Annotated in this window: 14 protein-coding genes; 7 read left to right on the top strand and 7 right to left on the bottom strand. The window is 45.7% G+C overall.

Annotated features, from left to right (window positions below; genetic code table 11):
* Positions 1-54: 54 nt before the first annotated feature.
* From CPG39_RS11355 to CPG39_RS11345, 3 genes are all read right to left on the bottom strand, one after another.
* Positions 55-531 carry a hypothetical protein gene (locus CPG39_RS11355; RefSeq protein WP_096293595.1) on the bottom strand — a complete coding sequence of 159 codons (477 nt, stop codon included), beginning with the start codon at positions 529-531 and terminating at the stop codon, positions 55-57.
* Between the two features lie 77 nt (positions 532-608).
* Positions 609-938 (bottom strand): DUF3467 domain-containing protein, encoded by a 330-nt coding sequence (locus CPG39_RS11350; protein ID WP_096293593.1) that lies wholly within the window; start codon positions 936-938, stop codon positions 609-611.
* A 205-nt stretch (positions 939-1143) separates the two neighbouring features.
* Positions 1144-2304, bottom strand: a complete 1161-nt coding sequence (locus tag CPG39_RS11345; RefSeq protein WP_096293591.1) for a hypothetical protein — start codon at positions 2302-2304, stop codon at positions 1144-1146.
* A gap of 189 nt (positions 2305-2493) precedes the next feature.
* Here CPG39_RS11345 and CPG39_RS11340 point away from each other — a divergent pair, with 189 nt between their 5' ends.
* The 4 genes from CPG39_RS11340 to CPG39_RS11325 are packed head-to-tail and all read left to right on the top strand — an operon-like array spanning position 2494 to position 7227.
* The gene (locus CPG39_RS11340; RefSeq protein ID WP_231990291.1) at positions 2494-3663 is read left to right on the top strand and encodes a L,D-transpeptidase family protein; all 1170 of its coding nucleotides are present in this window, start codon (positions 2494-2496) and stop codon (positions 3661-3663) included.
* A gap of 54 nt (positions 3664-3717) precedes the next feature.
* Positions 3718-4818: an isoaspartyl peptidase/L-asparaginase family protein gene (locus CPG39_RS11335; RefSeq protein ID WP_096293588.1), complete on the top strand. Its 1101-nt coding sequence runs from the start codon at positions 3718-3720 to the stop codon at positions 4816-4818.
* A 42-nt stretch (positions 4819-4860) separates the two neighbouring features.
* Positions 4861-5679: a polyphosphate kinase 2 family protein gene (locus CPG39_RS11330; protein WP_096293586.1), complete on the top strand. Its 819-nt coding sequence runs from the start codon at positions 4861-4863 to the stop codon at positions 5677-5679.
* A gap of 54 nt (positions 5680-5733) precedes the next feature.
* A complete protein-coding gene (locus CPG39_RS11325; RefSeq protein WP_096293584.1) occupies positions 5734-7227 on the top strand; it encodes a CYTH and CHAD domain-containing protein in 1494 nt (497 codons plus the stop codon).
* A 90-nt stretch (positions 7228-7317) separates the two neighbouring features.
* Here the strand turns inward: CPG39_RS11325 and CPG39_RS11320 are convergent, their stop codons facing one another.
* Both CPG39_RS11320 and CPG39_RS11315 read right to left on the bottom strand, forming a co-directional pair.
* Complete coding sequence (locus tag CPG39_RS11320) at positions 7318-8247, bottom strand: GIDE domain-containing protein (protein WP_096293582.1); 930 nt, start codon at positions 8245-8247, stop codon at positions 7318-7320.
* 15 nt (positions 8248-8262) lie between these two features.
* On the bottom strand, positions 8263-8859 hold the full coding sequence (locus tag CPG39_RS11315; protein ID WP_096293580.1) for a LemA family protein: 597 nt from the start codon (positions 8857-8859) through the stop codon (positions 8263-8265).
* A 336-nt stretch (positions 8860-9195) separates the two neighbouring features.
* Here CPG39_RS11315 and CPG39_RS11310 point away from each other — a divergent pair, with 336 nt between their 5' ends.
* Both CPG39_RS11310 and CPG39_RS11305 read left to right on the top strand, forming a co-directional pair.
* Positions 9196-9567 (top strand): DUF4156 domain-containing protein, encoded by a 372-nt coding sequence (locus CPG39_RS11310; RefSeq protein WP_096293579.1) that lies wholly within the window; start codon positions 9196-9198, stop codon positions 9565-9567.
* A gap of 279 nt (positions 9568-9846) precedes the next feature.
* The gene (locus CPG39_RS11305) at positions 9847-10158 is read left to right on the top strand and encodes a hypothetical protein (protein ID WP_096293577.1); all 312 of its coding nucleotides are present in this window, start codon (positions 9847-9849) and stop codon (positions 10156-10158) included.
* A gap of 128 nt (positions 10159-10286) precedes the next feature.
* Here CPG39_RS11305 and CPG39_RS11300 read toward each other — a convergent pair whose 3' ends face one another.
* Together CPG39_RS11300 and CPG39_RS11295 are read right to left on the bottom strand one after the other, a co-directional pair.
* Positions 10287-10643: a hypothetical protein gene (locus tag CPG39_RS11300; protein ID WP_096293575.1), complete on the bottom strand. Its 357-nt coding sequence runs from the start codon at positions 10641-10643 to the stop codon at positions 10287-10289.
* 128 nt (positions 10644-10771) lie between these two features.
* Complete coding sequence (locus tag CPG39_RS11295) at positions 10772-11461, bottom strand: Crp/Fnr family transcriptional regulator (RefSeq protein WP_096293574.1); 690 nt, start codon at positions 11459-11461, stop codon at positions 10772-10774.
* Positions 11462-11924: 463 nt separating this feature from the next.
* On the opposite strand from CPG39_RS11295, the gene CPG39_RS11290 reads away from it, so the two are divergent.
* The gene (locus tag CPG39_RS11290; RefSeq protein ID WP_231990290.1) at positions 11925-14165 is read left to right on the top strand and encodes an EAL domain-containing protein; all 2241 of its coding nucleotides are present in this window, start codon (positions 11925-11927) and stop codon (positions 14163-14165) included.
* Positions 14166-14629 lie beyond the last annotated feature (464 nt).

Here is a 14629-nt window from a genome sequence, read left to right as displayed (position 1 = left end):
GTTGAGTCAATCAGATAATCCCGGTTCCCAATTATCTGATTGACTTGATGATGATTAGTGAGTCTTCTTTGACCAGGGAAAACGGAAACCACTCTTATCGTTTTTCTGAGTATCCAAGCCACCTTCTCCCAGCGCACTCGAATCAGTCTGCATCGATGGTTCATTCGTATTTTTCTGACCTTGCTGCGCAACGGCAGCCGAAAGCTGAGTGCCAAGCAATTGATTCAGTTGCTGTGACAAATGATGAGCGGTCTCGATACTGATTGCCATCCTGCTGGACAATTTCACATTGACCACATCCGGTAGCTTTTCGCCTGATCTCGCCATTCGATTCAAAGCATTCAGGCTCTGCGGATCAAGGAAACCGAAATCGACTAGCACCACACCCTGCCCACCATTCACAGTCGAGCAATTGGAATACAACGGCTGACTCGTGTGCTCGCCCGGCAACATTCTGATACCAATCTGCTTCGTAGCCGGTTGAGTCATCTCATCTTTATCCTGAGTCACAATATCTTTCTCATCAGACATGCGTTTCTCCAATTAAGAAAATCAATCACATAAAACAGTCACGCATCAATTGCCTGAACGTGACAGAGAAATCCCAACTATTTTTTTTGCAGCAATTGATTCAGCTGATGCGCCAAATTGTGTGCGGCTTCAACACTCAGTGCAATCCGGCACGACATCCTTGCGCCAACGGTATCCGGCACTCTCTTGCCCGCACGCACCAGTTGATTCAACGTGCTCATGGTCTGGGGATCAAGAAAACCAAAGTCCACAATCACAACCCCCTGCCCTCCCTGAATCGAAGCAAAATTAGAATAGAGCGGCTGACCGGCATGCTCACCTTGCTGCATCTTGACATTAATCTGCATTGCCTGATTTCTGGCTGCTTCCGTTTTATTCTCGATCGGCACGTTATTTTGTTCAGTCATTGGTATTCTCCCGATTATGATGCAATTTTAAATTATCCCAATCTCATGCACATGTTCAAAATCCCATTCCATCCCAACATAATAGCCTGATTTCATCAATATGAAACTCTGTAGTGTTTAAATTTCCAGTACGCTTATAAAGGAGATATGGATTTTTCTTCGTCTGTTATCAGCACTCCGGACTGCAACGACGTATCGAGAAAATTCAATACCGCCAATCATCAAAAATGTCCGCCCTAGGTTCCTTGGATAACTGTTTTTGATCTTTTAACCAGCGCTTGAAGTATTTATCATCGGTCAGTTGCTGCAAATCCTGCTGCATCGCGCTCAACTCCCTTTCAAAAAATGATTCCTCGGCCCTGAGACTGCGATTAAGGTTAGCCACGCTCACCGTCTCATAGGACTTGAGGCCAAATTCATAGCGTACCTCATGACGCTGCTGTTGCAATCCGCTTTCCAGTTCCTGAGCTTGTTGTTTGAGCAATAACGTCATTGCAGCAATTTGCTCATCCGCCATTTTGGCAATGGATGCAGTGTCCGTTAGTTCAACACGCAGTTGGATTTGTAACAGAGCCACCAAATCACGACGATCGTAAGCGGCATTGGCTTCGCTCATGAGCACTGTTTTCCGGTCGCGTTCATCGGAATCACTGGCACGATCAGGATGCAAAGCACTGGCCAGTTGACGAAAAACTTTGCGCAATGTGGTTTCTGCCGCCTTCTGATTGGCTTCAGCCTGGAGCTGAGCGGCACTGGGTTTTCTTTTTCGAATCCGAGCTTGTCGCGCTTCCCGTTTGACCTCTTCCGCTTCGCGCAAACGCTTCATACCCGCTTCAAATACATCGTTCACAGTTTCCAAGGATTCGTCATCGGTCAATGGCCCACCCAGCATGTCTTCCATCATTTCGCGCATATCCATCATGGCAGATTGCTCCTTCTGCGACAAACTTTCGCTGCTGTACTTGTCATGCAGCGCTTTCATTTCTTCATCTCCTTGAACTATCAACTGCATACTAAGATTGCACAGTATGGCTGCAGCAATACGTTCTTGCTGTGCACTTAGGCCTCTACGCTGCAATCGGCTATCCAGCAGAAACACCATTTCCCGCACACATAGGCTATGGCGCTCACGCAGCGGCGTCAGTATCTGGTGGTACACGGGACGATGCGCATCGCACATCATCTGCATTTCGACCCATTGTACTTTCAACTTCTCAATGCGATCCAGTAGCCGGTTAAAGCGCTGCTGCCCTGGTGATAGATGATCATGCTGTGCCATCATCCTAAGCGCATTCGCAGAATTACCTGAGGTATGCCGCGAAGTATCTTTGATCTCACTGGAAAATAAATCGGGTTGATGGTGCATTTGCAATCCTGTTAAGCGCGATTCTCTGGTAGTTTTCGAGTATTTTTCGGGAAATATTTTATTTTTACAGCACTGTCTTTTAACCAACGAAATTCCTATTGATCAGCAGAATGATTGAGCCTTGCGGAAAAAACCTGTAAATTGACGAGCCATTGATGATTTTATTGTTTTTTGACCCATATGATTCGGATGATCCCAACATTTCCACCATTGCTGCATTATATTCTGAGATACAGCTTTATCGGCAGCTTTTTCTTCTTGATCGGATGTCAATCATTTCTAACCCAATCGACGCAATCAGTCAATCCAGTTGCTCGGTCGTTGCCGATGCCCATTGCAAGTCATGAATACAGTTTCGATTCCGCCCGTGAAGATGTGGTCGGTAAATTACAGATCATTACTGCCCGCGAGGACGATACACTTTCCGATATCGCCCGGCGTTTTAACCTGGGTTATGAAGAAATCGTCAGCGCCAACCCCCAAATCGACCCCTGGTTACCGAAAGCAGGTACCAAAGTCGTAATCCCAACCCAATTCGTTTTACCGGATGCTCCGCGTCAAGGTATTGTGATCAACCTTGCTGCAATGCGGCTGTTCTATTTTCCGCAAACCAAACCGGGCGAACCCCAAAGGGTGATTACACACCCAGTCGGAATCGGGCGCGTGGAATGGAAAACGCCGGAAGGCATGACAAGGATTACGGCCAAAAACAAGAATCCCAGTTGGATACCCACGCCTTCCATTCGGAAAGAACATGCCAAAAACGGCAATCCACTCCCCGCTATCGTACCGCCGGGGCCCGACAATCCCATGGGCGCTCATGTCCTCAGACTCGCCTGGCCAAGCTATGCGATTCATGGCACCGACAAACCGCCGAGCATTGGCTTGCGCGGCAGTCACGGTTGTGTACGCATGTACCCCGAGGATATTGCCTTCATTTATAACGATGTCCCAGTGGGCACACCGGTTCGCGTCGTCAATCAACCTCATTTGCTTGGCTGGCGTGAAAACACACTCTATTTGCAAAGCTATTCCATTTTGGAAGACGACAAGCGTAATCACAATCTATTACTTAAGAATTCATTAAACACCTCTCGCGCTTCGTCCAAAGCAAAGCTTGATTCACGGTCTCAGACCCGCATCAATCAGGCCTTGCTTAATGAAGCTCTGCAGAATCCGCGTGCGATTGCGATACCGATCACACAAACTGATTTGACATTGCAAACCTATCTCGACCTCGCAAAACGCGTGCAAAACACACTACCGTTCAATGCCACCTGGGACGGTAACATGGATGGACAATTAACGGCAGCTACAGTAATGGAGATGGCTGACCAAGAAGAAATTCGGATGCGATAGTAGTGCACGCTATTTTTATCAACTCCTGGATACCCAAAACATAGAAATTATTTTTTGAATCCAGGTGAAGCACACACTCCCAATCAACTTGAGAGAATTGAGACGATCCATCCGCTTTTTTACATTCTGATTCTGCTATCGATGAATTTACAATCAAATCCGGCCCAAGCTGACGCACCACCAATCCGTCTGGTGATTCACGGCGGTGCCGGCGCGATTGAGCGCGGCAAACTGACTGCAGAGCGCGAACACGCGTATACGCAAGTGCTTGCACAATCGCTGGCTGCCGGTTTCGCCATACTCAAGGCAGGGGGCAGCAGTGTTGATGCCGTAATTGCTGCCATTGTGGTCATGGAAGACTCGCCCTTGTTGAATGCAGGCAAAGGTGCAGTATTCACGCATGCCGGGCGCAATGAGCTGGATGCATCGCTCATGGATGGCGCCACACGTATGGCAGGTGCTGTTGCTGCTGTCACCACCATTCGCAATCCGATTCGTGCCGCGCAAGCGGTAATGACCCGCAGCGCCCATGTCATGCTGATCGGCCAAGGCGCCGAAACCTTTGCCGCCGAACAAGGATTGGAAATCGTCGATCCATCCTATTTCCATACCGAATTTCGCTGGAAGCAATTGCAAAAAGCAATTGCCGAAGAACGCGTGCTGCTCGATCATGATGTCAATATCAGCACCCCACCACCTGATAAGGAAGAAAAACGTGGGACGGTTGGCGCTGTCGCATTGGATCGTTATGGTAATCTTGCAGCCGGCACATCCACTGGCGGGCTCACCAACAAACGCTTCGGGCGCGTCGGAGATTCCCCCATCATCGGCGCCGGAACCTATGCGGATAACCGCTCAGTCGCGGTATCCGCAACCGGTACCGGAGAAACGTTCATTCGCACCGCGGCTGCATTCAACACGGCATCACGGGTTCAGTTATTACGCACCCCGATTGTCCAGGCAGCCGATAGCGTATTGGAAGAAATCGCCGCTATCGGTGGCGATGGCGGTTTGATCGTTCTCGATGCAAATGGCCGTTATACGATGCGATTCAATACCAAAGGCATGTATCGCGGCACTATCGGTAATGATGGGGTGACGTGGATTGGAAGTTATGCAGGAAATGAGCTACTACAAGAGAATTCTAATAATTAACAATCAAATATCTTCGGATTGACAGACAAAGAATCCATTAAAATGAAAAACTACCAAATAAAACCCGGCAACAAGCTCCAGTTATCGCACTGTGATCCTGATGATACCGGCAGTTATGAAAAAACCGGAGAAGGCAAGGAAGAAGCCAAAGCCATCACGGAAAAATTGACTGATAAATTAAGTGAGTTACAGGAGCGCTTGTATGCCAACGGCGACAGAGCATTATTGATTGTGCTGCAAGGGATGGATACCAGCGGAAAAGATGGCACGATCAGGAGCGTGATATCAGGTGTCAATCCGCAAGGATGCAAAGTGGTAACCTTCAAAACGCCATCCGCCGAAGAACTCGGTCATGATTTTTTGTGGCGTGTGCATCAAAAAGCGCCTGCCAAGGGGCAGATCGGTATTTTCAACCGGTCACATTATGAAGACGTATTGATTACCCGCGTGCATGGCTTGATTTCAGATAAAGTGGTGAAGCAGCGCTTCGGGCAAATCAGAGAATTCGAGGAATTGTTATCCGAGAGTGGCACGGTCATTCTGAAATTTTTTCTGCACATTTCAAAGGAAGAGCAGAAGAAACGCCTGGAAGAGCGCATCAACAACCTGGAGAAGCGCTGGAAGTTTAACGCCGGAGATCTGGAGGAACGGAAATTATGGAAAAATTATCAGAATGCGTTTGAAGCCATGCTGGCAGCTACCAGTACCGATGCCTCACCCTGGTATATCATACCGGCCAACCATAAGTGGTATCGCAATCTGATCATCGCCGATCGTATCGTGCAGGCATTGGAAGACATGAAGTTGAAAACACCCCCGGCTCCCGCAGACATCAACTTTGATACATTAAAGATCGAATAATCGTGCATTTTCTCAAGCGCAACAGCATAGGGTATTCAAACCAAGGAATCTGCCATGGAAATCGAACTAAAACTGGCTCTGCAGCCGCGTCATCGAGCACAATTCCGGCGTCATCCTTTGCTAAATAAAATTACTCCGGTACAACATCCGCTACTTAGCATTTATTTCGATACCGCAAAATTTGACCTTATGCGGCGCGGTATGGCTTTGCGCTTGCGCCATGTGAATAACCGCTGGATCCAGACGCTAAAAGCCGAAACGCAATCGGTTGGCGCATTGACAAACCGCCCCGAATGGGAAGTAACCGTCACTGATGGCAAACATCCGGATTTCTCCGCATTACCGCCCGTGGCCCTGGATCTGCTCGCCAGGATCAAACTCAAACGCATTATGCCGGTATTTACCACCGAGTTTCAGCGCACCACCTGGCAAATCGAAGACGGGCAAGCACAAGCCGAAGTAGCTCTCGACAGTGGAAAAATATACACCGATGCTGCCTCCAGCAACATTTGCGAAGTGGAAATCGAACTCAAATCGGGAAATCCGGAATTTCTGTTCGATATAGCAATACAATTGCTGGAACACGTGCCGCTTCAAGTCGAGCCGCGCAGTAAAGCCGAGCGCGGCTATATTCTCGTCGGCGCAGTAACTGCGGTTCCAGTCAAGGCGATCCAACCGCGGTTAGGGAAGAATCAGTCGGTTGGAGATGTTTGGAATGCGATTCTGCAGGCTGCGTTGATACAATTATCGGCCAATATACCGGGCCTTCTGGAAAACGCGAGCAACACCGAATACCTGCATCAACTTCGCGTTGCCTTGCGCCGCCTGCATACTGGCGCACGATTGGCGAAATCACTAGGACGGCCGGTGCCCGATTGGGATCAGCCATTGCGTCAGTTGATGCAAGCACTGAATCCGGCACGCGATTGGGATGTATTTCAACAGGAAATTTTGCCTGAAATCCTGACGATCTTGGAATCACCCGCGGTCAATAGCGGCATTGACGATGCCGTTCTTGTTTTATTGCAAGATACTACCGCAATTGTTCGCCAGCAATCGCTAGCGGTATTGCGCAAACCCACATTCACCCGGCTCGTGCTCGATATCGGCCGCGACCTCTTATCCGCCACCCCGACTGAAGCCCGGCAGCAAGAAGTAAAATCATGGGCCAAAGTCATTCTCGACAAACGCTGGGAGAAACTATGCAAAAACTGCCATGGCTTCGCCAAATTGAATGCCAGCAAACGCCATAAGGCGCGCATCGCTGCCAAGAAGTTACGCTACGTGGCGGATGCTTTCGCGCCCATCTATGGCAAGCGCGCCAATCATTTCATTGCCGCCTTAGCGTCCTTGCAGAATGAATTGGGATATACCAACGACCGGGTTATCGGCCAGCAATTGCTCCACACACTTCCGAAAAAAACAGCCTCACTTGGTTTTGAGCTGGGCCGGCTTAGCGGTATTCTGGAATCCTCGGCTGCGCAGCGCGCACATGTACCCGCTGCCATCTGGCAACGGCTAGCGCGATCCAAATTATTTTGGCGCTAGAACCTGTCAGAATTCATATATTGACCACTCACTCTCACTGAGGAATTCTGAATCCAAATGGCGAAACACACTCAACACACTTACTTCATATCATCCATGCACATGCAACAACCATGCGGCAACGCACAGCGATACCACGCACCCGGCCAAAGCGACCCAGGCACTACTACGATATTTCCGCGCCAATAGTAGTTGAGGATATGTCGATATAATAAATGGCTGCGCCGTGTTCCCCGGCTTTACAATAATGTTCGTATCCGGCTCCAAAGCCAGTTGATCGTGAATTTGCTGCGCTTCGTGCCGTGCTTGCTGGCGCGCAACTTCCCATTCCTCCTGATCAATATTCCCATCCTGATTGCTATCGAATCGCTTTTGCAGCGCCGGTTGATCTTGTTTCCAATCGTTGATCAAATTCACCATTACGTTCCTTACTGATTTTTGTGTCGTGGCGGACCAAGTGCTGAATTGCCCCAGTATATACAATGGTTGACCTGGCAATACCAGCCACTCCGTGTAACGGTAGCCGTTAGTCATGGCATGAACGATCGACTGACTTTCCAGTACTTGCGTCCGGGTGGGCCATTCGGTATTACCATACCATATCAATTTTTCATTGCCGCTGACTTCCGCACCGCTGGGATCCACGAAACAGCTGGCTACGCCATCCGTAAGTTTGAACTGGTGATCGCTGATAGTTTTATACACGACATTCCAACGGGTTTGCCGACGGCCATTTTCGATAAACGACTCCTGCTGCTCGATTTGACTGAGATACCAAAGACACGGATGATTTGAAAGTGGCGCATAGATGGGTTGATCATCAACCAGTTGCCCTTTTCCTTCCAGCTCGATGTAACCCTGATGCGCGGAACGCAGCTTGGCGGTCGGCGTATCCTCAATGATCCGCAATCGTTTCCAGTTGCGCACAAATATATAGAAACTTAGCAACCCAATCAATATCGATGCACCCAGCGCAAATTGGAATTCTTCGGGTGCAAACTCAACCGGCAAGGTAATCATATTGAAGGCAATGTATTAACCGAATAATCTTCCGATATTGACATCTTGTTTGTCGGCATCGCTGAATTCGAGTAAATCGCGTGGCTTGAATTTAAACCAATTAGCGATGATGACATCGGGAAATTGCTCAATCCGCACATTATTGATCTTGACCGCCTCATTATAAAACTCGCGACGATCTGCGATGCTGTTCTCCAGACCGGTGATACGCACTTGCAAATGCTGAAACTTCTCGCTGGCTTTCAATTCCGGATAATCCTCCGCAACGGCAAACAGATTACCCAATCCAATGCGCAAACTGCTTTCCGCAGCACCCAATGCACCGATGTTACCCGCATCCCGCGCGCTAGCCACCTGTGAACGTGCGGCGATTACCCGCTTGAGTGTTTCCTGCTCAAACCCCATGTATTGCTTGCAGGTTTCAACCAGCTTGGGCAATTCATCGTGACGCTGCTTCAAAAGAATATCGATATTCGACCACGCTTGGGATACGGAATGCTTAATATCCACCAAGCTGTTATAGAGCATGACACCGTATACAAAAGCAATGGCGATTGCTGCGATAAAGATATAGAAAATAATGTCCAATGTCACTCCTCCTGTAAATTGCATAAAACCCAATATACCTTATAGATCAACCCCAATCCGAGTTGAAAAGATGCAAGTAGTGACTTTATTTCATTGCATGGATTACTAAAACCTTGCAATACTCCTCCTGCTCTAAGTAGGCTATTGACTGATAATATCGTGTTTATCTATGCTTTTGAACTTAGAGGTATCAGGCATCGGCAGACGTTAAAAAAACAAAAACATTTTCGAAAAATCCGATACAAGGCAAAAACAAGTGAAGAAGTGCAGTGTATGGGTTATAAATGAGCATTTTGAGCTTGTTTTTAACACCGCAGTAACAACATAGATAGTTTTTCAACGGCCGGTTAGGAGTTATTCATGTGTATTTCAAAATCATCTTGTAGATTAATCAAAAAGTTATTGATGTTACTGTTTATCATGGGTTGTGTAGAAGTTTATGCACAAGCAGAAGAAAGCAAAACCATTACCATTACAGTCGGAAAATTCGCTCCTGAAGGCTGCGAATTACTCGGAAAGGTAAAAGGATCTTCAAAAAATAACGAAACTGAAGATAAAACCGCGTCTTATACTGAGCGGCTGATCAAAGCCAGAGTCAATTTAACCCATGAAGCAAGAAAGCTGGGAGGGGATAATGTGCATATTCTCCATTCCAATAACTCCGGAAAATATGAAATTCCTGGCGCTGATAAAGAAATCATACATATCGGAAATGTTTATCGGTGTCATTAAAGCTACGAATTGAAATTGACTCTCACACACTTGCGCCTATCTCCAAACGCGATCCGGTTGATTTTTTAAATTATGACCCGGGTAATATTTGGTGAAACATTCGATGAGTGTTACCATATCCAAGTCCTGAGCCGTACTCTTTAGTTTTTATTATTACCCTGAATAATCAGATCGTATGAAATATATAATAAGAATATGCAGAGTCTCATATCACTGCTCAGCGATGTCAAAAAGCGGGTTGCAAAAATCCGCCCCATTCATTTGTAAACGAGGTATGTCATGAACAAACTAATTCTATCCCTTTCTGTATTTTTTCTATCTCTGCTTTTAGTAAGCTGCTCGGGACAGGAAGGAACGAATGAGAGAATCGGCAAAGAAATCGATAAATCCATTGACAGCGGCAAAAAGACTGTTGATGAAATTATTGATAAAGTATCTGATAAAATTGATGAAATTGAAAGCTCATTTGAGGGACCTGCCGAACAGGCAGGCAGAGAGATTGACGAAGCGATTGAGAATGCCGCAGAAGAAATTGAAGAAGCTGGCGATACATTGGAAGAAAAAGTTGATAGTGCTGACAGCAGTAAATAAACAGCGCTTTGCCCCTAATCAACGATAACCAAAGGTCACGCTAAAACTGAATGCAAAAACACCCCGGCTTTTAGCGTGATCCACCAAGAGAAATCCAGAATTTCCCTAGCGTTTACTTGTAAATCCTCTCAGTCTTTGACCTGCCCCTGATAATCCGTCAGCACGCCTACCAGAATAATTACTCCCCCCGCTGCCATATAAAAATTCCGCGCCGCCTCATCGTTGGAGAAACCCAGAATGAAGGGTATAGCGATCAAGGTCGGACCAACAATACGTTCAATCCAGCCATGCACAGTAAACGGAATGATTTTGACGATGCCAAAAGGAAAATCGGATGCCAATGTCACAATCAGATGAATGACGGCCAGGCCGTATGCCAATAAGGCCGGTAGATCGCTTAAACCGAATATGGTTGGAGCCAGTAAAAACAAAATGACAGTTAGAAAATCCAAATAACCGTGCATACGCGGCGAAATCACTTTCATGTTTAATGCTCCTGAATGAATTAATGAATAGGTATGGCGACTTCCCTTGACGGATCGCCATATCGGCACATTAATACAGCGCTATTGCTACGTCTGTTATCCAGAAAACACTTTTCATTTTTTCATGCTTACATTGCTTCGCAGTAGTCAATCAATGCCGCATCATTGACGCAAATCTGGTCACGCGTGTACTCAAGCATACCGCGACTTCTGAAATCATTCAGAACAGTGCTGACTACCGGGCGGCTAGCACCGATCAGATCCGCCACATCCTGCTGCGTCAAATGAATTTCCAACGCATATCCATGCGTACACTGAACACCGAACATCTTAGCCAGTTCCAACAACGTAGCCGCAAGGCGCATCTCAATTGGTTGCGTCAGAATAATCCGCAATTTATGTTCGATCTTTTGCTTACGCACATAAGTCTTCTCAAGTACCTGCCATGCCAGCGCCGGATAGTGCAGTAACAATGCCTTGAAATCGTTATATGCCATACGGTAACAGCTAACGTTCCCCAGCGCTTGCGCCGATTCTTCTCTTGCTTGCTTATCAGCCTTTAAGTCGCCGATTACATCCCCGCATTTAAGAAGCGCAATGGTTACTTCACTCCCCTGCACGGTTAAATACGACTGCTTCACAATACCGCCCTTTATGCAAAAAACATACGTACCCAAATCTCCCTGTCGATAAAGAAAATCCTTGTTTGGGATATTAATCTCCTGGATTGAAGGATAAGCTTTTATTAATCGATCAGCATTGTTCTTGAAAAACTTATTTATTGATCCGGAGCTACTGCTTTCTGTTGATAAAGACATTATTCCCTCCCGTTAATGCGCCAATCTTGCCATGAAACATTTTCTTATGAATAAAACATGCACAAGGCAGGCAAATTTCTTCACCTGATCCGTATGAATTCCCATTCATTCACAAGTGTTGACCACCTTATCGGATTACATCTGCCAGAACAGCTAATAGGAAAATGTCGGAAATTACCCCCAGCACCCGTTAGAAGTTGCACTTCAAGTGTGAAACCACGCTATGCGACATATTAGGAATTAACAAAAAGATACAGCACGTTGCTATAATTTTTTGTATAATCATACACTTAATCACAAGAGAACAAAGAGGCACCAATAAACCTTGAGCATGTGAGTAATTTACGTATAATTTACACTCACTTATATTCATAAATTAAACTTATCTCACATTACAACTCTTGAATTCCTACAATCCATGCAACCAACCGCATAGCAGAAAATGAGTGGAGAATATAACGCTGTGAATAAGGATATAACTCAACCCATTTCTACTCTACCGGATTGCTTTGATCTCACCAATGTTGAGCAAAGCAAGATTCTCCAGTTCCAGCAAGAGATTCTTGAGTTAATTGTATTAGGCAATGATTATAAAGAGATTTGCGAAAAAATATGCCTACTGATAGAGCAACTTCTGGAAAATGCGGTTGCATCCGTCATGTTACTGGACAGAGACAAGCAATGCATGAATGTATTTGCAGCCCCCAGTATTCCTGCAGAATGCATAACACAGCTCAACGGATTGCGTCCTGGTCCGGAAGCGGGGTCTTGCGGTAATGCCGTTTTTCGTCAGGAGGCAGTGTATATAGAAAGTACAATCGATGACCCACGTTGGCAAAGCATCCGAAAAATAGCTATCGATTTTAATATTCTTTCATGCTGGTCCATTCCAGTACGCAGCAAAGGCGGCGAGTGCATTGGCTCATTTGCGCTCTCCAGTTTTGAGCATCGCTTACCCAGTGCGTTTCACCGCGAGCTGTTGAAGATCGGATCGTTCATCATTGGAATTGCATTAGAACAACAAAAAATTAATGAACAGTTATATCTTTCCAGTAAAGTCTTTGAAAATAGTACCGAGGCAATTATGATTGCCGATGCGAATAAGATTATCATCTCCATTAACAAAGCGCTGCATATCATAACCGGCTTTACCGGGGAAGAAGTAATCGGCAAACCTACATCAATCGTAACATCGATTAGGCACAGCACTAAATTTTTTCAAAAGATCTGGTTAAGTGTTAAACAGTCCGGCCATTGGCAAGGCGAAGTATGGAATAGGCACAAATACGGACGAGAATATCCGGCATGGTTAAACATTAGCTCGGTACTAAGTAAGAAAGGCTCGATCTGCTACTACCTCATTAATTTTTCTAATATCACTGATAAGAAAAAATCGGATGAAATTATATGGCGGCAAGCAAACTATGATTCATTGACCGGTTTGCCCAACCGCAATATGTTTTATGACCGTCTAAGTCATGACATTAAGAATGTCGCCCGTACAGGAATGTTGTTGGCGGTACTGTTTATCGATCTCGATCGTTTCAAAGAAGTCAATGATTCATTCGGGCACAGTGTTGGCGATGCTCTGCTGGTAGAAGCAGCTAAGCGGCTTAAGGGCTGCGTTCGTGAAACCGATACGGTTGCACGCCTGGGGGGCGATGAATTCACTATTATCCTGAACGGAATTAATGATCAGCACTGTGCCGAAAGAATCATTCAGATGATTTTACTGGAATTGACGAAGCCATTTCATCTGAATGCAAAGCTAGCTTATGTCACTGCGAGTATTGGTGTGACATTTTTCCCTGCTGATGCCAGTAGCGCGGAAATACTGATGAAGAATGCTGATCAAGCCATGTATGCCGCAAAAAATAACGGTCGCAATTGCTGCAGCTATTTCACTTCCAATATGCGCAAGGCAACAGAAACCCGCTCCAGAATCGCCTACGAATTGCGCCATGCATTAAGAGAGCAGCAACTATTCTTAATGTATCAACCCATTGTAAAACTGGCAACCGGTAGTATCCACAAAGCCGAGGCATTAATACGCTGGCAGCATCCCGAACGAGGAACGGTCGCTCCGGTAGAATTTATTTCCATCGCGGAAGAATCCAATCTGATTTCTGAAATAGGCGATTGGGTATTCAAACAAGCTGTCAACCAAGTAGCCGCATGGCAAGCCAATTACAATACTAATTTTCAAATTAGTATCAATAAATCACCCAAACAATTTATCAGTAAAATGAGTGATTGGGTGAATCACTTGCATGAGCAAAAATTAGACGGCCACAGCATCATCGTTGAGATTACTGAAAACTTGCTGTTAGATATCCATGAATTGGTAGTGAAACAACTGTTAAATTTCCGTGATGCCGGTGTGCAAGTCGCTATTGATGATTTTGGCACAGGTTATTCATCGCTTTCTTATTTAAAAAAATTCGATATTGACTATCTCAAGATCGACCAATCATTCATTTCTAATCTGGACAGCCGATCTAACGATAGAATCTTATGCGAGGCGGTGATTACCATGGCGCATCGTTTGGGTATGAAAGTCATCGCTGAAGACGTGGAAACAGATTCGCAGAAACAACTTTTAATTGCCATGGGCTGTGATTACGGACAAGGTTATTTTTTTAGCAAACCTTTGACTACAGAAGACTTTGAAGTATTTCTCCAACAAAATGCCTCGATAAATTAGCATGCCTCAAATAAGCAACCATATTTAACATTTATGGAATGGCAACCATTTTCCATACTCTATTGACCAGATATCTAAAAAATGCTCTCTGCGCATCACTCTATCCTCATAAAAACAATAGCTTCCCACCTTTTACCTAATCCGTTTCATAAGGAGATTTCTGCAGATTCTTCAAAGACCTCGCAAGGCATATGCGAAATTATTTTCTTCCATGTAATAGCGATTTAAAATCTGTTCTTGCAGTAATCTACGTATTTTTACTGATGATCTCGAAACAGGGCCTGGATAAAGCGACCTATTCAATTCCATTTCACCCTGTATGATGAGATGGTGCAGCCTATTTTCCAAAGATCTACCACAAGAATACCTTTCTTTCTATCGATTCCTTTCCCGTTAGTTGCAATAGTGCGAAGAAAATTTCTATATCTTCCATCCAAACCCAATAAGCATGGGTATTTCTACAA

It is taken from the genome of Nitrosomonas ureae, assembly GCF_900206265.1.
Classification (GTDB): domain Bacteria; phylum Pseudomonadota; class Gammaproteobacteria; order Burkholderiales; family Nitrosomonadaceae; genus Nitrosomonas; species Nitrosomonas ureae_C.
The sequence above is the reverse complement of the archived record's forward strand: the minus strand, read 5'-3'. Positions and strand labels throughout refer to the sequence as shown.

What these genes read in the sequence shown, in the direction of transcription:
- CPG39_RS11320 (WP_096293582.1), bottom strand. Translation starts at nt 8,247, where the DNA reads ATGATTACCTTGCCGGTTGAGTTTGCACCCGAAGAATTCCAATTTGCG.
- CPG39_RS11340 (WP_231990291.1), top strand. Translation starts at nt 2,494, where the DNA reads ATGATCCCAACATTTCCACCATTGCTGCATTATATTCTGAGATACAGC.
- CPG39_RS11345 (WP_096293591.1), bottom strand. Translation starts at nt 2,304, where the DNA reads ATGCACCATCAACCCGATTTATTTTCCAGTGAGATCAAAGATACTTCG.
- CPG39_RS11310 (WP_096293579.1), top strand. Translation starts at nt 9,196, where the DNA reads ATGTGTATTTCAAAATCATCTTGTAGATTAATCAAAAAGTTATTGATG.
- CPG39_RS11300 (WP_096293575.1), bottom strand. Translation starts at nt 10,643, where the DNA reads ATGAAAGTGATTTCGCCGCGTATGCACGGTTATTTGGATTTTCTAACT.
- CPG39_RS11295 (WP_096293574.1), bottom strand. Translation starts at nt 11,461, where the DNA reads ATGTCTTTATCAACAGAAAGCAGTAGCTCCGGATCAATAAATAAGTTT.
- CPG39_RS11330 (WP_096293586.1), top strand. Translation starts at nt 4,861, where the DNA reads ATGAAAAACTACCAAATAAAACCCGGCAACAAGCTCCAGTTATCGCAC.
- CPG39_RS11350 (WP_096293593.1), bottom strand. Translation starts at nt 938, where the DNA reads ATGACTGAACAAAATAACGTGCCGATCGAGAATAAAACGGAAGCAGCC.
- CPG39_RS11315 (WP_096293580.1), bottom strand. Translation starts at nt 8,859, where the DNA reads ATGCAATTTACAGGAGGAGTGACATTGGACATTATTTTCTATATCTTT.
- CPG39_RS11305 (WP_096293577.1), top strand. Translation starts at nt 9,847, where the DNA reads ATGAACAAACTAATTCTATCCCTTTCTGTATTTTTTCTATCTCTGCTT.
- CPG39_RS11355 (WP_096293595.1), bottom strand. Translation starts at nt 531, where the DNA reads ATGTCTGATGAGAAAGATATTGTGACTCAGGATAAAGATGAGATGACT.
- CPG39_RS11325 (WP_096293584.1), top strand. Translation starts at nt 5,734, where the DNA reads ATGGAAATCGAACTAAAACTGGCTCTGCAGCCGCGTCATCGAGCACAA.